Origin of the sequence: Aquisalimonas lutea, assembly GCF_030409225.1 — a bacterium.
Taxonomy (GTDB): Bacteria; Pseudomonadota; Gammaproteobacteria; order Nitrococcales; family Aquisalimonadaceae; genus Aquisalimonas; species Aquisalimonas lutea.
The window spans coordinates 39,230-58,490 of sequence record NZ_JAUFPK010000001.1; the positions used below are offsets into that span (position 1 = coordinate 39,230).

General features: G+C 70.1%; 19 protein-coding genes and 1 tRNA gene. 5 read left to right on the top strand and 15 right to left on the bottom strand.

What is annotated here, in order from left to right; translation table 11 throughout:
- Positions 1–24: 24 nt before the first annotated feature.
- The 5 genes from QWY84_RS00175 to QWY84_RS00195 all read right to left on the bottom strand — a co-directional run bounded on the left by QWY84_RS00175 (position 25) and on the right by QWY84_RS00195 (position 4,350).
- Complete coding sequence (locus tag QWY84_RS00175; protein ID WP_290202652.1) at positions 25–963, bottom strand: ribose-phosphate diphosphokinase; 939 nt, start codon at positions 961–963, stop codon at positions 25–27.
- Between the two features lie 50 nt (positions 964–1,013).
- Positions 1,014–1,088, bottom strand: a tRNA-Gln gene (locus QWY84_RS00180).
- A gap of 4 nt (positions 1,089–1,092) precedes the next feature.
- Positions 1,093–1,983, bottom strand: a complete 891-nt coding sequence (gene ispE / locus QWY84_RS00185; protein WP_290200354.1) for a 4-(cytidine 5'-diphospho)-2-C-methyl-D-erythritol kinase — start codon at positions 1,981–1,983, stop codon at positions 1,093–1,095.
- Positions 1,973–2,596 carry a lipoprotein insertase outer membrane protein LolB gene (gene lolB / locus QWY84_RS00190; protein ID WP_290200355.1) on the bottom strand — a complete coding sequence of 208 codons (624 nt, stop codon included), beginning with the start codon at positions 2,594–2,596 and terminating at the stop codon, positions 1,973–1,975. Before lolB ends, ispE begins: the two co-directional genes overlap by 11 nt.
- A complete protein-coding gene (locus QWY84_RS00195) occupies positions 2,593–4,350 on the bottom strand; it encodes a tetratricopeptide repeat protein (RefSeq protein ID WP_290200356.1) in 1,758 nt (585 codons plus the stop codon). Before QWY84_RS00195 ends, lolB begins: the two co-directional genes overlap by 4 nt.
- Before the next feature lie 276 nt (positions 4,351–4,626).
- Between QWY84_RS00195 and hemA the strand changes: the two genes are divergently transcribed.
- Together hemA and prfA are read left to right on the top strand one after the other, a co-directional pair.
- On the top strand, positions 4,627–5,895 hold the full coding sequence (gene hemA / locus QWY84_RS00200; RefSeq protein WP_290200357.1) for a glutamyl-tRNA reductase: 1,269 nt from the start codon (positions 4,627–4,629) through the stop codon (positions 5,893–5,895).
- A 9-nt stretch (positions 5,896–5,904) separates the two neighbouring features.
- Positions 5,905–7,005 carry a peptide chain release factor 1 gene (gene prfA, locus QWY84_RS00205; protein WP_290200359.1) on the top strand — a complete coding sequence of 367 codons (1,101 nt, stop codon included), beginning with the start codon at positions 5,905–5,907 and terminating at the stop codon, positions 7,003–7,005.
- A 24-nt stretch (positions 7,006–7,029) separates the two neighbouring features.
- On the opposite strand, the gene QWY84_RS00210 is transcribed toward prfA, so the two are convergent.
- From QWY84_RS00210 to QWY84_RS00235, 6 genes are all read right to left on the bottom strand, one after another.
- Complete coding sequence (locus QWY84_RS00210) at positions 7,030–7,878, bottom strand: metal ABC transporter permease (RefSeq protein WP_290200361.1); 849 nt, start codon at positions 7,876–7,878, stop codon at positions 7,030–7,032.
- Complete coding sequence (locus QWY84_RS00215; RefSeq protein ID WP_290200362.1) at positions 7,871–8,647, bottom strand: metal ABC transporter ATP-binding protein; 777 nt, start codon at positions 8,645–8,647, stop codon at positions 7,871–7,873. The genes QWY84_RS00210 and QWY84_RS00215 overlap by 8 nt, the downstream gene beginning before the upstream one ends.
- Positions 8,644–9,633 (bottom strand): metal ABC transporter solute-binding protein, Zn/Mn family, encoded by a 990-nt coding sequence (locus QWY84_RS00220; RefSeq protein WP_290200363.1) that lies wholly within the window; start codon positions 9,631–9,633, stop codon positions 8,644–8,646. The genes QWY84_RS00215 and QWY84_RS00220 overlap by 4 nt, the downstream gene beginning before the upstream one ends.
- A gap of 176 nt (positions 9,634–9,809) precedes the next feature.
- A complete protein-coding gene (dksA, locus tag QWY84_RS00225; RefSeq protein WP_290200364.1) occupies positions 9,810–10,241 on the bottom strand; it encodes an RNA polymerase-binding protein DksA in 432 nt (143 codons plus the stop codon).
- A 180-nt stretch (positions 10,242–10,421) separates the two neighbouring features.
- On the bottom strand, positions 10,422–11,510 hold the full coding sequence (locus QWY84_RS00230) for a 3-deoxy-7-phosphoheptulonate synthase (protein WP_290200365.1): 1,089 nt from the start codon (positions 11,508–11,510) through the stop codon (positions 10,422–10,424).
- Between the two features lie 81 nt (positions 11,511–11,591).
- Positions 11,592–12,761, bottom strand: coding sequence for an AAA family ATPase (locus QWY84_RS00235; protein ID WP_290200366.1), 1,170 nt, complete (start codon positions 12,759–12,761; stop codon positions 11,592–11,594).
- 170 nt (positions 12,762–12,931) lie between these two features.
- On the opposite strand from QWY84_RS00235, the gene QWY84_RS00240 reads away from it, so the two are divergent.
- Genes QWY84_RS00240 through QWY84_RS00250 form a run of 3 tightly spaced genes read left to right on the top strand, consistent with a single transcriptional unit; the run spans position 12,932 to position 14,853 of the window.
- Positions 12,932–13,198 carry a Trm112 family protein gene (locus tag QWY84_RS00240; protein WP_290200367.1) on the top strand — a complete coding sequence of 89 codons (267 nt, stop codon included), beginning with the start codon at positions 12,932–12,934 and terminating at the stop codon, positions 13,196–13,198.
- A 40-nt stretch (positions 13,199–13,238) separates the two neighbouring features.
- Positions 13,239–14,060 (top strand): peptide chain release factor N(5)-glutamine methyltransferase, encoded by an 822-nt coding sequence (gene prmC, locus QWY84_RS00245; RefSeq protein WP_290200368.1) that lies wholly within the window; start codon positions 13,239–13,241, stop codon positions 14,058–14,060.
- Positions 14,053–14,853, top strand: a complete 801-nt coding sequence (locus QWY84_RS00250; protein WP_290200369.1) for a HesA/MoeB/ThiF family protein — start codon at positions 14,053–14,055, stop codon at positions 14,851–14,853. The genes prmC and QWY84_RS00250 overlap by 8 nt, the downstream gene beginning before the upstream one ends.
- Positions 14,854–14,891: 38 nt before the next feature.
- Here QWY84_RS00250 and hslO read toward each other — a convergent pair whose 3' ends face one another.
- The 4 genes from hslO to gatC form a co-directional block, all read right to left on the bottom strand.
- Positions 14,892–15,773 carry an Hsp33 family molecular chaperone HslO gene (gene hslO, locus QWY84_RS00255; RefSeq protein ID WP_290200370.1) on the bottom strand — a complete coding sequence of 294 codons (882 nt, stop codon included), beginning with the start codon at positions 15,771–15,773 and terminating at the stop codon, positions 14,892–14,894.
- A gap of 16 nt (positions 15,774–15,789) precedes the next feature.
- Positions 15,790–17,226 carry an Asp-tRNA(Asn)/Glu-tRNA(Gln) amidotransferase subunit GatB gene (gene gatB, locus QWY84_RS00260; protein ID WP_290200371.1) on the bottom strand — a complete coding sequence of 479 codons (1,437 nt, stop codon included), beginning with the start codon at positions 17,224–17,226 and terminating at the stop codon, positions 15,790–15,792.
- Positions 17,227–17,247: 21 nt separating this feature from the next.
- Positions 17,248–18,708, bottom strand: coding sequence for an Asp-tRNA(Asn)/Glu-tRNA(Gln) amidotransferase subunit GatA (gene gatA / locus QWY84_RS00265; protein WP_290200373.1), 1,461 nt, complete (start codon positions 18,706–18,708; stop codon positions 17,248–17,250).
- Between the two features lie 77 nt (positions 18,709–18,785).
- Positions 18,786–19,073: an Asp-tRNA(Asn)/Glu-tRNA(Gln) amidotransferase subunit GatC gene (gene gatC, locus QWY84_RS00270; RefSeq protein ID WP_290200374.1), complete on the bottom strand. Its 288-nt coding sequence runs from the start codon at positions 19,071–19,073 to the stop codon at positions 18,786–18,788.
- Between the last annotated feature and the right edge of the window lie 188 nt (positions 19,074–19,261).

The following is a 19,261-nucleotide window of genomic DNA, read 5'->3' on the forward strand; positions in this document are numbered from 1 at the left end:
CCCGCTCCCACGCCTGTTCGCGTGCTACTCCACGAACAGCTCGCTCACCGACTCGTCGTTGCTGATGCGGCGGATGCTCTCCGCCAGCAGCTCGGCGATGCTCACCTGCCGGATCTGCGGGCAGGCCTCTGCTTCCTCGCTGAGCGGGATGGAATCGGTCACCACCAGCTCGTCCAGCGACGAGGCGCTGATCTTGTCGATGGCCTTGCCCGACAGCACCGGGTGGGTGATGTACGCCAGCACCCGTTCGGCGCCGTGCTCCTTGAGGGCACCGGCTGCCTGGCACAGGGTGCCGGCGGTATCGACGATGTCGTCGACGATGATGGCGGTCTTGCCGCGGACATCGCCGATGATATGCATGATCTGGGACTCGTTGGCCTTGGGCCGGCGCTTGTCGATGATGGCGAGATCGGCGTCGCCGAGGCGCTTGGCCAGCGCCCGGGCCCGGACCACCCCGCCCACGTCCGGGCTGACCACGACCTTGTTCGGGTAGAGCTGGCGCCAGATGTCCCCCAGCAGGATGGGGGAGGCGTAGATGTTGTCCACGGGGATGTTGAAAAAGCCCTGGATCTGGTCGGCGTGCAGATCCAGCGTCAGCACGCGGTTGATGCCCGCCGTCTGGATCATGTCCGCCACCAGCTTCGCGGAGATCGGCACGCGCTGGGAGCGCGGGCGGCGGTCCTGGCGGGCGTAGCCGTAATACGGGATCACCGCCGTGATGCGCGCCGCGGAGGAGCGCCGCAGGGCGTCGGCGATGATCAGCAGTTCCATGAGGTTGTCGTTGGTGGGCTGGCAGGTGGGCTGGACGATGAACACGTCCTTGCCGCGCACGTGCTCGTCGATCTCGACGTTGACCTCGCCGTCGCTGAAGCTGCCCACGACCGCATAGCCCGGCCGGATTTTCAGGTGCTCGTTGATCGCCTTGGCGAGCTGCGGGTTGGCATTGCCCGCAAACACCATCATGTGTCCGTTTTCAGTCACGCTGAAACCCGTTCGTTTACCTGCGGATGGAATGGCTGGGGTGCCAGGATTCGAACCTGGGAATCACGGGATCAAAACCCGTTGCCTTACCGCTTGGCTACACCCCAGTGGTCAGGAAACCGTCTGCTCTCCCGCTGCCTCCGCATCCACCTGGCGATGCAGCGGCGAATGATTCAACCCTCGGGCCACGAAGCCGTCCCAGCCGGCCTGTCGGCAATGCTCCCAGACGGCCCGGGCCTCGGCCTCGACGGCGCAGGCCAGGAACACGCAGCCGCCGGTCCCGGTCAGCCGCGGTCGCCCGAACGCCGACAATGCATCCAGCGCCCGGGCAACGCCCGCGTATCGCGCCCGGACGACGGGCTCGCAGTCGTTCCGGCCGCCGCCCTCAAGAAAGTCGGTTATTCTGATGGGGGGCGAATTTCTTGTCAATTCCGGTGCCTGGAAAACCTCCGCGGTCGACACCCGGCAGTCCGGCACCAGCACCACGAACCAGCACGGGTCCGGATCCAGGGGCTGCAGGTCCTCGCCCACGCCGTCCGCCCAGGCGGCGCGCCCGCGCACGAAGACCGGCACGTCCGCGCCCAGCTGCAGGCCCAGGCGGGCGAGAGCGTCCTCGCCCAGCCCGCATCCCCACAGGCGGTTCAGCGCCACCAGGGTCGTGGCGGCATCGGAGCTGCCGCCCCCGAGGCCGCCCCCGGCCGGGAGCACCTTGGTCACGCGGATGTCGGCGCCCAGGGCCGTGCCGCTGGCGCGCCGCAGGGCGCGCGCCGCCCGCAGCGTCAGGTCGTCGGCCTCGGGGATGCCGGGCAGATCCGCGCCGCGGCGGATGATGCCGTCGGCGCGCACCCGCAGGTGGACGGTATCGCAGCGGTCGAGGAACTGGAAAACGGTCTGGAGGCGGTGGTATCCGTCCGCCCGCCGGCCCAGGACGTGCAGGAAGCGATTGACCTTCGCGGGCGCGGGCCAGGCGGTCTCCGCCCCCGGGGCGGCGTCAGGTGCCATCCCGGCCCACCTCCCAGGAGCGGATGTGCGCGCGCAGGCTCACGCCGGGGCCTTCCATGGACAGCCGCACGGGCAGCGGCACGGGCCCGCCGCGGGCGTCGTAGCCGTCGTACTCGATCACCCAGCCGGCCTGCTCCATGCGCTGCACCCGGCCCTGGCCGTCCAGCGCCAGCGCGTCGACCCCGAGCGCGGGCGACGGCAGGCCGCGCAACCACCAGGGCAGGACATCCACCGGCAGGTCCAGCCCCGTGTGCCGCTGCAGCAGGCTGGCGGCATCGTCGGCCCGCTCGCGGGTGCCCTCGGAGGTGCGCAGGATCACGCCCTGGTCGTTGCCCTGCAGGCGCACGCTGCCGGCACCGAACGGCCCGCGCAGATCCACCCGGTAGGCGTCGGCCGCCTGCCGCCAGTCCAGGCTCAGGGTGACGCTGTCCTCCGGCGTGGTAATCGCCGCCCGCCCGACGGCCCGCCAGTGGGTCAGCGCCGCCACCGTCTCGCGGCGCTCCTCGTAGGCGGCCCGGCGGGCGTCGGGACCGGTCTCCTGCACGGCGGCGCATCCCCCGAGCACAAGGAGCACGAGCAACAGCGCCGCCATGCGCGGGCCACGGATCATCATTCCGGCAGCACCTCCGGCGCCAGACGCTCCAGGGTCTCGATCAGCACCCGGTGCTCCGGTGCGCGCTCCAGGGCGTCCCGCCATACGGAGCGCGCCCGCTCGCGCTCGCCCATCTGCCAGAGGACCTCGCCGAAGTGGGCGGCGATCTCGCCGTCCGGCTGCTGCTCGTGGGCCCGTTCCAGGTAGCCCGCGGCCTGGTCGTACTCGCCCAGCCGGTAGTGGGCCCACCCCATGCTGTCGAGAATGGCGGGGTCGTCCGGGTCCTGCTCGTGGGCGCGGCGGATGAGCTCGAGCCCTTCGCGGACGCGGTCGGTGCTGTCCACCAGGGTATAGCCCAGGGCGTTGAGCGCGTGCGTGTGCTGCGGGTTCTCGTCCAGGATGCGGCGCAGGTCTTCTTCCGCCGCCGCCACCTCGCCGCGGGTGGCGTGGATCAGCGCGCGCCCGTAGAGCAGATCCGTCTGCCCGGGATGGGCCGCCAGCGCCTCGTCGTAGACCCGGATGGCCTCCCGGGGCTGGCCGGCGTCGCGGAGCATATCCGCCTCCAGGAGGTAGGCGCGGATGGCATGCTCGGGGAAACGGGCCCGGTAATTGTCGAAGGCCTCGCGGGAGCGGACCATCCGGCCCTGCTGCCCCAGGATGACGGCGCGCCGCAGGGCCGCCTGGGAGCGGTACTCGCCTTCTTCGACCATGCCGTACCAGTGCAGGGCCTCGGTGATGCGGTCGCTGTCCTCGGCGATGCGCCCCAGGAAATAGTGCGCCGCACCCAGCCGGTCGCCGAGCTCCACCAGGGCGAGGAAGTACTCGCGTGCCTGCTCCGGATAGCCCGCCTCCAGGGTCAGCAGCGCGGTGGCGTAGAGGGCGTCGGCGTTGTCCGGGCGCGCCTCGTGGAGCTCCTCGAACTCTTGCAGCGCCTGCTCGCCGCGGCCGGCGTCCAGCAGCCGGCGCGCATAGTCCAGCCGCAGCTGCCAGTCGTCGGGATGCGCGCGGGCCAGGGACTCCATGGTGGCAAGGGCCTCATCGGTGGCTCCCAGCCTCAGCAGCGCCTGCACCCGCAGGCGGGTGAGATCCCGGTCCCGCGGCTCCAGGGCCAGTCCGGCCTCCGCCGCCTCCAGCGCGCGCGCCGGCTCGCCGGCCTCCAGCGCGAGCCGGGTCAGCAGCCGATAGCCGGCGGGCTGCTCCGGGTGCTCCTCGACCAGATCGGCAATGACCTCCAGCGCCGCGCGCTTGTCCCGGGTCGATCCCAGGGCCGATTCCAGCCGCTGGAACAACTCCGCGGGCGGGCGCTCGCCGGCGGTGAGCACCTCGCGCAGATGGCGCCGGGCGGGTTCGGCGCGGCCGTCCCGGAGATAGAGGAAACCGAGGATCTGGTGCAGCTGCGGGCTGGCCGTGTCCACCAGCTCGGCCCAGCGCTCGGCCGCTTCCAGGGCGACGTCCTCGTTCTCCGCGTAGAGGGCCAGGCGGGTCGCGCGCTCGGCCACGCGGGGATCGTCGGTGAGGCTCATGGCCCGGCGCCAGGCGGCCAGGGCCTGCTCCACGTCGCCGGCGGTGCCGGCGAGCTCCGCCACCAGCACCTGGTACACCAGGTCGTCCTCCGGCGGCGGCACCGGCTCGACATCCCGGACTTCCGCCCGGTCCTGCGTGCGCGGCGGCGGACCGTCCGGCGCCGTGGCACAACCGGCGAGCGTCAGCGCGACCGCACAGATCCAGGCCGGAAACACCCTCGCGGGACTCTTCGCCAGTGTCATCACCACCATTGTGTCGAACGCATCCTCCGTCACCCCCCGTGCGCGCATCCGCAGCCCGCACCACTATACGCACCGCAGCCGGCGCGAGACAGACGGCAGCGCCGCGTCTCTTGTATTCCCGCAGGGAATTCCCGACAATCTGCGGCCTTCGTGCCGGCAACGGACCGTGCTGGGTCGTTCGCCGTCACGCGGTGCGCTGACCTCCCGCCCATGCGGTATCATAACCGCATCAGCCCAGAGGTCAGTCGATCGCCGTTCATGCATGCGCACACGTCCGGACCATTCATGCCGCTGCTCACCCTCGGACTCAGCCACAAGAGTGCGCCGCTGGCCGTACGCGAGCGGCTGGTGTTCGACAGCGAGCACGTCGCCCCGGCACTGGCGCGGCTGCAGGCACACGAAGGGGTCCAGGAGGCGGCGCTGATCTCCACGTGCAACCGCACGGAGGTCTATACCGTACTGGACAGCGCGGCATCGGCGAACACCGTGCTCCACTGGCTGGCGGAATCCCACCGGGTGGACCCCGGCTGGCTGCGCCCGTACATGTACGTCCACCAGGACGCGGAAACGGTCCGGCACCTGCTGCGCGTCGCCCCCGGCCTGGATTCGCTGGTCCTGGGCGAGCCGCAGATCGGCGGACAGGCCAAGGCCGCCTACAACGAGGCCCTGAACGCCGGCACCCTGGGCCAGATCCTCGACCGGCTGTTCCAGTACGCCTTCGCCGTGTCCAAGCAGATCCGCACGGAGACGGGCATCGGCGCCCACCCGGTGTCCGTCGCCTTCGCCGCCGTCACGCTGGCGCGGCAGATCTTCGGCGACCTGAAGGGCTACCGCGGCCTGCTCATCGGCGCCGGCGAGACCATCGAGCTCACCGCACGGCACCTGCACGAGCAGGGCATGCGGGAGTTCATCGTCGCCAACCGCAGCCGCGAGCGGGCGCGGGAGCTGGCGGACCAGTACAACGGCCAGGCCATCGACCTGGCGTCGTTGCCGGAGCACCTGGAAGCCGCCGATGTGGTCATCGCCTCCACCGGCAGCCAGCTGCCGCTGCTGGGCAAGGGCAGCGTGGAGCGGGCCCTGCGGCGCCGCAAGCACCGGCCGGTGTTCATGGTGGATATCGCCGTGCCGCGGGATATCGAGCCGGAGGTCGGCGATCTCGACGACGTCTACCTGTACACCGTGGACGATCTCCAGGAGGTCATCGACGACAACATGCGCTCCCGCCGGGAAGCGGCGCGCCAGGCCGAGGAGATCATCGACCTGCAGGTCGAGCGGTTCCAGCAGTGGCTGCGCAGCCTCGACTCCGTCCCCGTCATCCGCCGTTACCGGGACCAGGGGATCGCGCAGCGCGACGAGGTCCTCGCCCGCGCCCGGCGCCGGCTCAACCGCGGCGACGACCCGGACGAGGTGCTGCAATACCTGGCCCATACGCTGACCAATCGGCTGCTGCACGAACCCACGGCCCGGCTGCGGGAGGCGAGCGAGTCCGGCCGCGCCGATCTGCTGGACGCCGCGCGCTTCCTGCTGGGCATCGACGACGATCGCGACCGATAGGAGCCAGTGGTGAAAGAATCCATCCATGCACGGCTGGAGCAGCTGCAGGAGCGCTTCGAGGAGATCTCGGAGCTGCTCGCCCAGCCGGACGTGATCCAGGACCAGCGCCAGTTCCGCGATCTCTCCCGCGAGTACGCCCGCCTGGAGACCCTGGTGGCGACCTTCCGCCGCTACCACCGGGCCGAGGACGAGCTGGCCTCGGCCGAGGCCATGCAGGCGGATGCCGATGACGACATCCGCGCCATGGCGGACGAGGAGGCCGAGGCCGCACGGCGCCGCCTGGAGGAGCTGGAGCGCGAGCTGGAGGTCCTGCTCCTGCCGGAGGACCCGAACGATGACGCCAACATCTTCCTGGAAATCCGTGCGGGTACCGGCGGCGACGAGGCGGCGCTGTTCGCCGGCGACCTCTACCGCATGTACACCCGCTACGCCGAGACGCGGGGCTGGCGGCTGGAGGTGGTCAGCGAGAGCCACGGCGAGCAGGGCGGCTACAAGGAGATCATCGTCCGGGTCATCGGCGAGGGCGTCTACTCGCGGCTGAAGTTCGAGTCCGGCGTCCATCGGGTGCAGCGCGTGCCGCAGACGGAATCCCAGGGCCGCATCCACACCTCCGCGTGTACCGTGGCCGTCATGCCCGAGGCCGACGAGCTCGAGGAGGTCGAGCTCAACAGCAACGACCTCAAGGTGGACACCTTCCGCGCCTCCGGGGCCGGCGGCCAGCATGTCAACAAGACCGACTCCGCCATCCGCCTGACCCACCTGCCCACCGGCATCGTGGTGGAGTGCCAGGAAGAGCGCTCCCAGCACAAGAACCGGGCCCGGGCCATGGCTTTTCTCCAGGCGCGCCTCATGGAACAGCAGCGAGCCCGGCAGGAGGCCGAGGAAACCGCCCAGCGCCGCTCCCTGGTGGGAAGCGGCGACCGCTCCGAGCGCATCCGCACCTACAACTTCCCCCAGGGCCGGGTGACCGACCACCGGATCAACCTGACGCTGTACAAGCTCGAGGACATCCTCCAGGGCGATCTCGACCCGGTGATCGGGCCGTTGATGCAGGAGCACCAGGCCAGTCAGCTGGCGGCCATCGCCCGGGGCGACGCCCCGGCCCGGTGACCGGCACCCGGGCCGGGGCGCCCGTCAGGCAGGGGTGTCGGCGGCCCGCTCCGCGATCCAGCGCTGGCGCAGCCAGAGTACGGCCCGGATCACGGCCACCAGCACGGTACCGAACAGCACGATGGCCGGGCCCGACGGCAGGTCCAGCCAGTAGGATCCGGCCAGCCCGCCGGTTGAGGTCACCAGCCCGGCCGCCACCGCGACCACCAGGACCAGGATGAACCGCTGCGCCAGCATCAGGGCGATGAGCGGCGGAATGGTGAACAACGCCATGAGCAGCACGATGCCCACCACCTGGATCAGCATGATCACCGACAGCGCCACCAGCACCAGCAGCAGCGTGGTCATGCGCCGCACCGGCACGCCCTGGACGGCGGCGAAGGTCTCGTCGAACGCCACCGCCACCAGCGGACGGTAGTACATGACCAGGATCACCACGACGACCACGGTCAGCGCCGCCAGCAACGCCACGTCCCGGCGGCTCACGGTCAGGATGTCGCCGAACAGGTAGACCAGGAGATTGGGGGCGTAGCCGGGCGTCATGTGGATGAAGACGATCCCCGCGGCCATGCCGCCGGCCCACAGCAGCCCGATCATGGCGTCCCGGGACCGGGCGCGGCTGTCGCCCAGGCCGCCCAGCAGCAGCGCCGCCAGCACCGCCACCACCACGGCGCCCAGCAACGGTGGCATGCCCAGCCAGTAGCAGAACCCCAGGCCGGCGAAGGCGGCGTGGCTGATGCCGCCGGCGATGAACACCAGGCGCTTGACCACCACGAAGGTGCCCACCGTACCCGCCAGGACGCTCGCCAGCAGCGCTGCGGCCAGGGCATTGCGGGCGAACTGGTAGTCGAACAGGCCCAGCAGCTCACTCATGGGCGGCCGCCTCGTCGCCGGCATGCTCGTGGAGCACCCGGTGCGGTACGCCGTGGGCGATGAGCTCCACGGGGCAGCCGTAGGCCTCCGCCAGGTCGGCGTGACTCAGGCGGCCGGAGCCGTGATAGAACAGACGCCGGTTGACACAGGCGATCTGCTTGACCTGGGCGGCGAAACTGGTGATGTCGTGGGTGATCACCACCACGGGGATGCGCTGGTTGAGCTCGGCGAGCAGCGATTCCAGTACCTGGCGGGTCTCCACGTCCACGGAGGCCGTGGGCTCGTCCAGGAACAGGATCTCCGGCTCCCCGGCCAGGGCACGTGCGATCAGGGCGCGCTGGAGCTGCCCGCCGGAGAGCTCGGCCACGGGCACGTCCGCCTGGCGCCCCAGGTGCAGCCGCTCCAGGGTGTGCGCCACGGCCCGGTGATCGGCCCGCGTGTAGCGCCCGATCCAGCCGCCGCGGCCCAGGCGGCCGGTGAGCACGGCGTCCCGCAGCCGCAGCGGGAAGTTCTTGTCGAAGGTGGAGAACTGCGGCACGAAGCCGATCGCCCCGCGGGCGATGCCGGACGGCCAGCGGATGGTCCCCCGCCAGGGCGTCTCCAGGCCCAGGATCAGGCGCAGCAGTGTCGTCTTGCCGCCCCCATTGGGGCCGATGATGGCCAGGAAGTCCCGCGGGCCGATGCGCAGGTCCACGTCCCGGAGAACCGGCTCGCGGTCGTAGCCGAAGCTCAGCCCCCGGACTTCCAGGATGGCATCGTCGCCGCTCATCGCGTCTCCGCATCGTGGATCGCCTCGGCGAACCGCCGCAGGTTGCCCGCCCAGTCCCGGGCCAGGGGATCGGCGGTCGCCACCACGGCGCCGATCTCCTCGGCGATGGTACGGGCGCTGCGCTCGGAGAAGCCCTGCTGGACGAAGATCACCTGCACCTCCTCCTGTCGCGCCTGCTCGATGAAACCGGCAAGCTGCGACGGCGACGGATCGCGCCCCCCGGATTCGATGGCCACCTGCTCCAGGTCGTAATCGCGGGCAAAATACCCCCAGCCCGGATGATTGACAACGAAGCGCCGCCGCTCGAGGCCCCCGAGCAGGTCACGGATGTCCTCGTCCAGGGCGTCGATCTCCGCGCGCACCGCTTCCAGCCCGTCGCGGTAGTGTGCCTCGCCGGCCGGATCCGCCGCGATCAGGGCCTCGGCGACACGCCCCGCCGCAGCCCGCATGATCGCCGGCGACACCCACAGGTGGGGGTCCGTCTCGCCGTGGGCATGGCCCTCGTGTCCAGCCTCATCCCCATGCTCCGCGTGGTGTTCGTGGTCGTGGTCGTGGTCATGGTCGTGCTCGTGGCCGTGCTCGCCAGCCCCGTGCCCGTCGTGGTGCCCCGCGTGATCATCGCCGTGCCCGCCGTGCTCCTGCATGGCCAGCACATCGACGCCCTGCGAAAGATCCACCACCTGCACGTCATCGCGCCGCGACTCCAAGTGCTGGAGGAAACGGCGCTCGAAGGCGAAATCCGGATGCCCGACCTTGAAGTAGACGCGTGCCTCGTCGAACGCCACCAGCCGCCGCGGCGCCAGCGAGAAGGTATGCGGTGAGCCCCCCGACTCGATCATGACCGAGACATCCACCCGGTCGCCGCCGATGCGCTCCACCAGGTAGGCCTGGGGCGGGACGCTGACCGTCACCGGCATGGCCGCCTGGACAGCGGCCGGGAGCAGCAAGGCCACCACTGCGGCAAGGCCGCGCACGAGAGCATTCATGTCATCACCTGTTCTGCGTCAACCAACCGATTTTGCAACATGATAACATTATGCCTCTGGAGCGAGAAGCAACCGCGGAAACGACAGACGGGCGGCCACCGCGAGGTGGCCGCCCGTCTGTCGCGGAGCGGGCCGGAGGATTCCGGCCCGCTCCATCCACCGTGGCGGACGCGGCGTCAGGCCACGCGCTGCTTTTCCCGGATTTCCTCCAGGGTCTTGCAGTCGATGCACAGCGTCGCTGTCGGCCGCGCCTCGAGACGCCGCAGCCCGATTTCCACGCCGCACTGCTCGCAGTAGCCGTAGTCCTCGCGGCGGATCGCCTCGAGCGTCTGATCGATCTTGCGGATCAGCTTGCGCTCGCGATCCCGCGTGCGCAGCTCCAGGGCGAATTCCTCCTCCTGGGTGGCACGATCCGCCGGGTCCGCATAGTTGGTGGCATCGTCGCGCATGTGATGGACGGTCCGCTCGACCTCCTCCTGGAGCTGGCGCTTCCACGCCAGCAACAGCTGGCGGAAATGCTCCAGCTGCTCGGCGTTCATGTACTCCTCGCCGTCACTCGCCTGGTACGGCGTGAAGTCCTCAACCGGCATCCTGTTTTTCTGATTCATGGCAGTTCCTCCTTCGTTCACGCCCCGCCAAAGTGTCATGGCCGGCTTCCCTGCCCGTACGAGCGGGGCGCCTCCGCGACCCGGGTGACAAAGCCTTTCCGGGGCCGCGCATTCATGCTGCCGTCCGCCACGGACGGCTCCTTTATAGCAGCGCCTCGCTGCGAGCGCAAAGCCCGCTGCTTACTCCGTGCGCTGCTCGAGAACCCCCTGCAGCCGGGACGCCATGTCCCGCACCGAGCGCTCCGTGGTCTCCCAGTCGATGCAGGCATCGGTAATGGAGACCCCGTAGGCCAACTCGGAGACATCGTCGGTGAGCTTCTGGTTCCCCCAGCCGATATTGCTCTCGACCATCATCCCCACAAGGGAGCGATTGCCTTCCGTGATCTGATTCACGAGATTGTCGAGAACCAGCGGCTGCAGCGCCGGGTCCTTGTTGCTGTTGGCGTGGCTGCAATCCACGACGATATTCCGCGGCAGCCCGCCCTCGGTAAGCTCCTTTTCGCACAGGGCAACGCTCACGGAGTCATAGTTGGGGGTTCCACCGCCGCCACGCAAGACGATGTGGCCGTACGGGTTGCCGCGGGTGCGCACGATGGAGCACTGGCCCTGGTAGTTGATCCCCAGGAAGCTGTGGGGGTTGGCGACGGAGTGCAGGGCATTGATCGCCGTCTGCAGGTTGCCGTCCGTGCCGTTCTTGAAGCCCACCGGCGTGGACAGGCCACTGGCCATCTCCCGGTGCGTCTGGGACTCCGTGGTGCGCGCGCCGATGGCCGTCCAGGTGATGAGGTCCTGGATGTACTGCGGGATAATCGGGTCCAGCGCCTCGGTGGCGGTGGGCAGTCCCATCTCGGCGCACTCCAGCAACAGCTGGCGGGCGTTGTACAGGCCCTCGTCGATGCGGAAGGAGTCGTCCATGTGCGGATCGTTGATGAAGCCCTTCCAGCCGACGGTGGTGCGCGGCTTCTCGAAGTACACGCGCATGATCACCAGCACGGAATCGGCCACCTCGTCGGCCAGGGCCTTGAGCCGCTGCGCGTAGTCACGCGCGGCCGCCATGTCGTGGATGGAGCACGGCCCGACCACCAGGAAAACGCGCGGATCGCGGCGGTCGAGGATGTTCTGCACCGCTCGGCGGCCGCCGAGCACGGTCTCCCGCGCCGCCGCGCTCAGCGGCAGGCGCCCGTGGACCTCCTCCGGCGTGGGCAGCAACTCCTGGGTAACGACGTTGACGTCGTCAATCGAGCCATTGACGGCAGCTGGATCAACCATAGGGACTCACCTGACATGGGGACGGAGTCGGGTATTGTTCGTTCCAAAGTCCCGTATGGTAGCGACCTGCGGCGTCGTTGGCTACGCTGCCGACGAATCGGCGAAGACGCGGCGGCGGGGTACGAGCCGGGCCGCCACCTTGTCGCCGTCCACGTCCACATTCACGCGCTCGACGTCCGCGCGTCCCGGCACCTCGAACAGGGCGTCGCGCAGGACGCCCTCGACCTCCGCGAACAGCCCGCGCGCGCCCATGCCCCGCCGCAGGGCGTTGCCGGCCATCCGCTCCAGTGCCGCGCCGGAGACCTGCAGCGCGCAGCCGTCCGCGGCCAGCAGCGCCTCCATCTGGCGAACCGGGGCATCCGGCGGCTCGGTGAGCAGCCGGCGGAGGACGTCGATACCGGGGGGATCCAGGGGCACATGGACGGGGAACCGGCCGACCAGCTCCGGGATCAGGCCCTGCCGCAGCAGCCAGCGGGCGTCGTCCTCCCCCGGGCGCGCGCCGCCCGCGGCTCTCCCGTCCCGGGCGAACACGCCGCCGCCGACGAACAGCACGTCCCGCGTGCTGACGCTCAGCCAGCGGCCGTTGGGGCGCTGCACGCCGACCCGGCGCCCCTCGAGGCACTGCAGGAGGGTCTGCTGCACGCCGGCCCCGCGCCCGTCCGGGTCCGGCCCGCCCAGCTTGTCCAGCTCGTCCAGGTAGACGATGCCGCGGGCGGCGCAGGCCGGATCCCAGTCGCAGTCCCGCAGCAGGGCCTGGATCACGCTCTCGATGCCGGCCCCCTGATGGCCCGACGGGGTCAGCGTGGTGGCGTCCACCGCCGCGAAAGGCACGTCCAGGCACCGCGCCAGGGACTCCAGCAACCGGGTCTTGCCGCTGCCGGTGGGCCCGCTGAGCAGTACGTTGCACTTGCCGGGGCCCGCGTCGGTGCCGTGCATGCCCCGCCAGGCGAGCCGCTTGTAGTGATTGTGGACCTGCACCGCCAGTACGCGCTTGGCCTGCTCCTGGCCGACCACGCGGTGGTCCAGCCAGGCGTGGAGCCGGGCCGGGGACGGCAGCGCGCGCACGCGCTCGCGCAGGATCGCGTGCTGATGATCCGCCAGCTCGTCCGCGAGAACGGCCGCGCAGTCGTTGCACATGGCGGCTTCGTGGCCGGCCACGAAGCCGTCGACGGCCTCGGCGTCGCGGCGGCAGAACGCGCAGATCTCGATGCTCGTGACAAGATCGTCGTGACGAAAGGCGGACAGGTCCATGCATGGGCTCCCGGCGATCGACCCCGCGGTTCGGAATCACTCCCTGCTCCCTGCAACGGCAACCGGGGCGATTTCTTTAAGGAAACGCTGAGCAATTCCTTCTAGAGTCGTCGCCGGCGCCCTCCAGGCGGTATGATGGGCGTACGGACTTCAAGGCAACGAGGCTACCCATGGCCGTCGATCGCAAGCTGCTCGAGATTCTCTGCTGCCCCGTCACCAAGGTCCCCGTGGAGCCCCTGCCCCGGGAACGCCTCGACGCGCTCAACGCGCTGGTCGAGCAGGGGCAGGCGCTCTACCAGGACGGCACCCCCGTGACCGGGCCGGTGACCGAGGCCCTGATCACGGAGAACGGCGAACGGATCTACCTGGTGGAGGACGGCATTCCGGTGATGCTGGAAGAGCGCGCCCTCACCGCGCGGGGGCTCGGCTGGATCTGACCTGAGGCCTGACAAGATTTCTGGGAAGGTTCGTACCTACATGCAACTGCTGCGGCAGGGCCGCAACCGGCTAGCGGGACGCGAGGCCGACTGGCTGCTCGCCCATGCGGCCGGGCAGCCGGCGGCCCTGCTGCGGGCCGGCGTGGACGAGGCCGCCCCGTCGCGGGTCGCCGCGGCCTTCCAGCGGCTGCTGGACCGGCGGGCCGGCGGCGAGCCTCTCGCCTACCTGCTGGGCACGCAGCCGTTCCGGTCGCTGGACCTGGCGGTCAGCCCGGATGTGCTCATCCCGCGCCCGGAGACGGAGCAGCTCGTGGACCACGCCCTCGCGCTGATGCCCCGGGATGCGCCGGTCCGGGCGCTGGACCTGGGGACCGGCAGCGGCGCCATCGCCCTGGCCCTGGCCAGTGAGCGGCCGCGCTGGCACGTCACCGCGGTGGAGCACAGCGCCGAGGCCCTGGCCGTGGCCCGCGCCAACGGCGAGCGCCTGGGCCTGGCCGTCGACTGGCTCGCCGGTGACTGGTTCAGCGCGGTAACGACAGGGCCCTTCGACCTGATCGTCAGCAACCCGCCCTACGTGGCCGCGGACGATCCCGATCTGGCCGCCGAGGTCGCCGCCCACGAGCCGCCAACGGCCCTGCGGGCGGGCGCGGACGGCCTGGCGGCGCTGCGGATCATCGCCGGCGGGGCGCCGGCGCACCTGCGCCCGGGCGGCTGGCTGATGGTCGAGCACGGGGCCCGGCAGGCGGCGGCCGTGCGGGGGCTGCTGCAGCGCGCCGGCATGACCGCGGTGGCCAGCCAGCACGATCACCAGGGCCATGACCGTTTTACCGCCGGCCGGGCGGAGGAGAGCGACAATGGATGACAGCGGACTGCTGCGCTACAGCCGCCAGATCATGCTGCCGGAAGTGGACATGGCCGGCCAGGAGGCCCTGTCCGGCAGCCACGTGCTCATCGTCGGCCTGGGCGGCCTGGGCTCGGCCGCAGCCCTGTACCTGGCCGCCGCCGGCATCGGCACCCTGACCCTGGCCGACGACGACCGGGTGGATCTCACCAACCTGCAGCGCCAGATCCTGCACGGCGCCGCGGACCTGGAGCGACCCAAGACGGAGTCCGCCCGGGACCGGCTGCACGCCCTCAACCCGGAGCCGGAGCTGCGCCTGCTGTCACGACGCCTGGAAGGCGACGCGCTGCTGGAGGCGGTCGCGGCGGCGGACGTGGTCCTGGACGGCACCGACAACTTCGCCACGCGCTTCAACGTGAACCACGCGTGCGTGATCACCGGCACGCCCCTGGTCTCCGGCGCCGCCATCCGCCTGGAGGGGCAGCTGGCCGTTTTCCGCCCGGATCGGGGCGGCGCCTGCTATGCCTGCCTGTTCCCGCCGGAGGCCGCGGACGAGGCACCCCGGGAGAGCTGCAGCGAGACCGGGATTCTCGGCCCGGTGGTCGGGGTCATCGGCAGCATGCAGGCCCTGGAGGCCATGCGCATCATCACCGGCTTCGGCACCCCGGCGGACGGCCGCTTCAGCGCCTGGGACGCCGCCAGCGGCGAATGGCAGCGCTTCACCGTGGCCCGGGATCCGGATTGCAGCGTCTGCGGCGAAGCCCATGCCGGGGACGCAACCCCCACCTCACCGCAACTGAAAACTGAAAACTGAAAACTGAAAACTGAAAACACCACGATGCTGTCACGGTGTCAGTGCAGCGTCGTCTCCGGCGGGCCGATACCGCCCTCGCTGAACAGCTGCTCGACATCCACGGCGTCGAAGCGGTAGGTGGTGCCGCAGAACTCGCACGCCGCCTCGATCTGGCCCTGCTCGGCGAGAATGTCCCGGGCCTCCGCGTAGCCCAGACCCTGGAGCACGCCGGCCAGGCGCTCGCGGGAGCAGTGGCAGCCGAAGCGCACCGGATCCGCCGGGAACACGCGGATATCCTCCTCGTGGAAGAGCCGCCGGATCACTTCCTCGGGACCGAGCCCGAGCAGCTCGTCCTCGGTGATGGTCCCGGCCAGGTGCTCGGCCCGGTTCCAGGCATCGGCATCGTCGGCGTCCTCGCCCGGCAGTCGCTGGAGCAGCAGCCCCGCCGCCCGCTCGCCGTCGCAGGCGAGCCACAGACGGGTGGGCAGCTGCTCCGACTGGGCGAAGTAGTTCTCCACCGCCGCGTTCAGGCGCTCGGTCTCCAGGGGCACGATGCCCTGGTAGCGGTTGCCGCCGTCCTCGGGATCGATGGTGATCGCCAGGTAGCCGCCGCTGCACAGGGCATGCAGCGGCGTATCCGCCGCCGGCTCGCCCTCGAGCCGGGCCAGGCCGCGCAGCTCCTGCTCGTGGCTCGCCCGCGCCACCAGCATAGGCACCGGCCCCTCGCCCTGCATTTGCAGGATCAGCGCGCCGCGGAACTTGACGATGGACGACAGCAGCCCGGCCGCCGCCAGGGCCTCGCCCAGCAGCCGCGTAACCGCTTGCGGATAGGACCGGCGCGCGAGCACCTCGGCGAGGGTCTGATCCAGGTGGATCAGCTCCCCCCGCACGTTGGCGTGCTCGAAGACGAAGCGCTGCAGGGTGTCGGGACGGATGGGCATGATGGGGCCTATGGGTTCACTCCGCCAACTTCTTCCGCAACAGCTCGTTGACCTGCTCCGGGTTGGCCTTGCCTTTGGAGGCCTTCATCACCTGGCCCACGAAGAAGCCCAGCAGCTTGTCCTTGCCCGCCTGGTACTGGGCCACCTGCTCGGGATTGGCGGCAATGACCTCGTCGATCATGGCCTCGATGGCGCCGGTATCGGTGACCTGCTTGAGCCCGTGCTTGTCGATGACGGTATCCGCATCGCCCTCGCCGTTCCACATGGCCTCGAAGACCTGCTTGGCGATCTTGCCGGAGATGGTCTGGTCGCTGACGCGCCGGAGCATGCCGCCCAGCATGGCCGGGGATACCGGGCTCTCCGTGATGTCCAGGCCGGCCTTGTTCAGGGCCCCGGAGAGCTCGCCCATGACCCAGTTGGCGGCCAGCTTGCCCTCGCCGCCCGCGGCTTCCGCGGTGGCCTCGAAGTAGTCCGCCAGCTCGCGGCTGGCCGTAAGCACGGAGGCGTCATAGGCCGGCAGCGCGTAGTCGTCCATGAACCGCTGCTTCTTGGCATCGGGCAGCTCCGGCAGCTCGCTGCGGACCTCCTCTACCAGCGCCTCGTCGATCTCCAGCGGCAGCAGGTCCGGGTCCGGGAAGTAGCGGTAGTCGTTGGCCTCCTCCTTGGTGCGCATGGACCGCGTCTCGCCCTTGACCGCGTCGAACAGGCGGGTCTCCTGCACCACCTTGCCGCCGGACTCGATGACGTCGATCTGGCGCTCCACCTCGTGGTCCAGCGCCTGCTGGACGAAGCGGAAGGAGTTGACGTTCTTGATCTCCGTGCGGGTGCCGAACTCGGCCTGCCCGGCGGGGCGCACGGACACGTTGGCGTCGCAGCGGAACGAGCCCTCCTGCATGTTGCCGTCGCAGATGCCGAGGTAGCGCACCAGGGTGTGAATCTTCTTCATGTAGGCCACGGCTTCCGCCGAGGAGCGGATGTCCGGCTCGGAGACGATCTCCAGCAACGGCGTCCCGGCACGGTTGAGGTCGATGCCCGTCACGCCCTCGAAGCCCTCGTGCAGGGACTTGCCGGCATCCTCCTCCAGGTGCGCCCGGGTGACGCCGATGCGCTTGGTGCTGCCGTCGTCCAGCTCGATGGTCACGGCGCCGTCGTGGACCACCGGCAGATCGTACTGGCTGATCTGGTAGCCCTTGGGCAGGTCAGGATAGAAGTAGTTCTTGCGGGCGAACTCCGAGCGCGGGGCGATGGTGCAGCCGGTGGCCAGCCCCAGCTTCACCGCCATGGCCACGGCGCCCTTGTTGAGCACGGGCAGCACGCCCGGCAGCCCCAGGTCCACGGCGCAGGCCTGGGTGTTGGGCTCCGCACCGTAGCTCGTGGACGCGCCGGAGAAGATCTTGCTGCGGGTGGCGAGCTGGGCGTGGATCTCCAGCCCGATGACCACTTCCCATTCCATCGTTTCGTCCCTCTTGCGCGGTTACGCGAACGCCCCGGGGGCGCGGGTGTGCCAGTCGGTGACCTGCTGGTAGCGGTGGGCGGCATTGAGAAGCCGGCCCTCGTCGAAATAGTTGCCGATGAGCTGCAGGCCCACCGGGCGGCCGCCGGCAAAGCCGGCGGGCAGCGAGATGCCCGGCAGCCCGGCCAGGTTCACGGCGATGGTGTACAGGTCGGACAGGTACATCTTCACCGGGTCGTCGGCGCGCTCGCCGATGTTGAACGCCGGCGTCGGCGAGGTGGGCCCGAGAATCAGGTCCACGTCCTCGAAGGCGGCCATGAAGTCGTTCTTGATCAGCCGGCGCATCTGCTGGGCCTTGCGGTAGTAGGCGTCGAAATAGCCGGCGGACAGGGCGTAGGTGCCCACCATGATGCGGCGCTTGACCTCGGCGCCGAAGCCCTCTCCCCGGGAGCGCTTGTAGAGGTCCTCCAGGTCCCGGGGCGATTCGCAACGGTAGCCGAAGCGCACTCCGTCGAAGCGCGAGAGGTTGGACGAGCACTCCGCCGGGGCGATGACATAGTACGCCGGCACGGCGAGCTCGGTATTGGCCAGGCTGATCTCGCGGAACTCCACGCCGAGCTCGCGGTATTCCCCGATGGCGGCATCGATGACCCGGGCGACCTCCGGATCCAGGCCGTCGCCGAAGTACTCCTTCGGCAGCCCGACCCGCAGCCCCTGGAGGCTGCCGGTGAGCTCCTGGCTGTAGCGGGGCACCGCCCGGTCGACGCTGGTGGAATCGCGCTCGTCGAAACCGGCCATGGCCTCCAGCAGCAGCGCGCAGTCCTCGGCGGTGCGGGCCATGGGGCCGCCCTGGTCCAGGCTGGAGGCGAAGGCGATCATGCCGTAGCGCGACACCCGGCCGTAGGTCGGCTTCAGGCCGGTGATCCCGCACAGGGCGGCGGGCTGGCGGATGGAGCCGCCGGTGTCGGTACCGGTGGCCGCCGGCGCCAGGCGCGCAGCCACCGCGGCGGCGGAGCCGCCGGAGGAGCCGCCGGGGACGGCATCCGTATCCCAGGGGTTCTTCACGGGGCCGTAGTAGCTGGTCTCGTTGGACGAGCCCATGGCGAACTCGTCCATATTGGTCTTGCCCAGGCACACCATGCCCGCCTGCTGGCACCGCTCCACCACGTGGGCGTCGTAGGGGGCGGTGAAGTTGTCCAGCATGCGCGAGCCGCAGCTGGTGCGCACGTCGCGGGTGCAGAAGATGTCCTTGTGGGCCAGGGGAACCCCGGTGAGGGGACCGGCGTCGCCGGACCGGCGCCGGTCGTCGGCCGCGCGCGCCGCCTCCAGGGCCCGGTCCCCGGTCACCGTGATGAAGGCGTTGAGATCGGCCCCGGCACCCTGGATGCGCTCGAGGTAAGCGCGGGTGATCTCCTCGCTGGAGAACGTCCCGGCCGCCAGGCCGGCAGCCAGTTCCGCGACGGTCTTGCTGGTATCGGACACGATTGCTTCCCCGCTGTGTCAGGAAACGCTGGATGACAAACCCGGATCGGGACCCCGCCGGACGACGGTGCGCGCGATTACTCGATCACCCGGGGGACCAGGTACAGCCCGGCTTCCACCTGCGGCGCCACGGCCTGGAAGCGCTCGCGCTGGTTCTCCTCGGTGACCGCATCCTCGCGCAGCCGCTGCGGCATCTCCAGGGGATGGGCCAGGGGCTCGACGCCGGTGGTATCCGCGGCATTCATGGCGTCCACGAACGACAGGATGGCCGACAGGTTGCTGGCATACTCGGGCAGATCCGCCTCGTCCACGCGCAACCGGGCCAGATGGGCGATCTCGTTGACCTGCTCGTTGCTGAGCGACATGACTTCCTCGCACCGCTTGCCGGGAAAACGGGAATTGTCGGTGAATCGCCCGCGCAGCGCAAACGTGATCCCTGCCACAAACCGCGAAGTTCTCCGCCGTTCGCTGCTTGCCGGGGGCCGGGTGCGCTGATAGATTAGCGGCCTTCATGCGCGAAAGGCGCTGGTTGCGAGAATTCAAGAGCAACCGG

Coding starts and splice junctions, on each gene's coding strand:
- gatB (WP_290200371.1), bottom strand. CDS start 17,226: ATGGAATGGGAAGTGGTCATCGGGCTGGAGATCCACGCCCAGCTCGCC.
- dksA (WP_290200364.1), bottom strand. CDS start 10,241: ATGAATCAGAAAAACAGGATGCCGGTTGAGGACTTCACGCCGTACCAG.
- lolB (WP_290200355.1), bottom strand. CDS start 2,596: ATGATGATCCGTGGCCCGCGCATGGCGGCGCTGTTGCTCGTGCTCCTT.
- gatC (WP_290200374.1), bottom strand. CDS start 19,073: ATGTCGCTCAGCAACGAGCAGGTCAACGAGATCGCCCATCTGGCCCGG.
- QWY84_RS00235 (WP_290200366.1), bottom strand. CDS start 12,761: ATGGACCTGTCCGCCTTTCGTCACGACGATCTTGTCACGAGCATCGAG.
- prmC (WP_290200368.1), top strand. CDS start 13,239: ATGCAACTGCTGCGGCAGGGCCGCAACCGGCTAGCGGGACGCGAGGCC.
- QWY84_RS00230 (WP_290200365.1), bottom strand. CDS start 11,510: ATGGTTGATCCAGCTGCCGTCAATGGCTCGATTGACGACGTCAACGTC.
- QWY84_RS00175 (WP_290202652.1), bottom strand. CDS start 963: ATGATGGTGTTTGCGGGCAATGCCAACCCGCAGCTCGCCAAGGCGATC.
- QWY84_RS00250 (WP_290200369.1), top strand. CDS start 14,053: ATGGATGACAGCGGACTGCTGCGCTACAGCCGCCAGATCATGCTGCCG.
- QWY84_RS00195 (WP_290200356.1), bottom strand. CDS start 4,350: ATGGTGGTGATGACACTGGCGAAGAGTCCCGCGAGGGTGTTTCCGGCC.
- QWY84_RS00240 (WP_290200367.1), top strand. CDS start 12,932: ATGGCCGTCGATCGCAAGCTGCTCGAGATTCTCTGCTGCCCCGTCACC.
- hemA (WP_290200357.1), top strand. CDS start 4,627: ATGCCGCTGCTCACCCTCGGACTCAGCCACAAGAGTGCGCCGCTGGCC.
- ispE (WP_290200354.1), bottom strand. CDS start 1,983: ATGGCACCTGACGCCGCCCCGGGGGCGGAGACCGCCTGGCCCGCGCCC.
- QWY84_RS00210 (WP_290200361.1), bottom strand. CDS start 7,878: ATGAGTGAGCTGCTGGGCCTGTTCGACTACCAGTTCGCCCGCAATGCC.
- QWY84_RS00215 (WP_290200362.1), bottom strand. CDS start 8,647: ATGAGCGGCGACGATGCCATCCTGGAAGTCCGGGGGCTGAGCTTCGGC.
- QWY84_RS00220 (WP_290200363.1), bottom strand. CDS start 9,633: ATGAATGCTCTCGTGCGCGGCCTTGCCGCAGTGGTGGCCTTGCTGCTC.
- hslO (WP_290200370.1), bottom strand. CDS start 15,773: ATGCCCATCCGTCCCGACACCCTGCAGCGCTTCGTCTTCGAGCACGCC.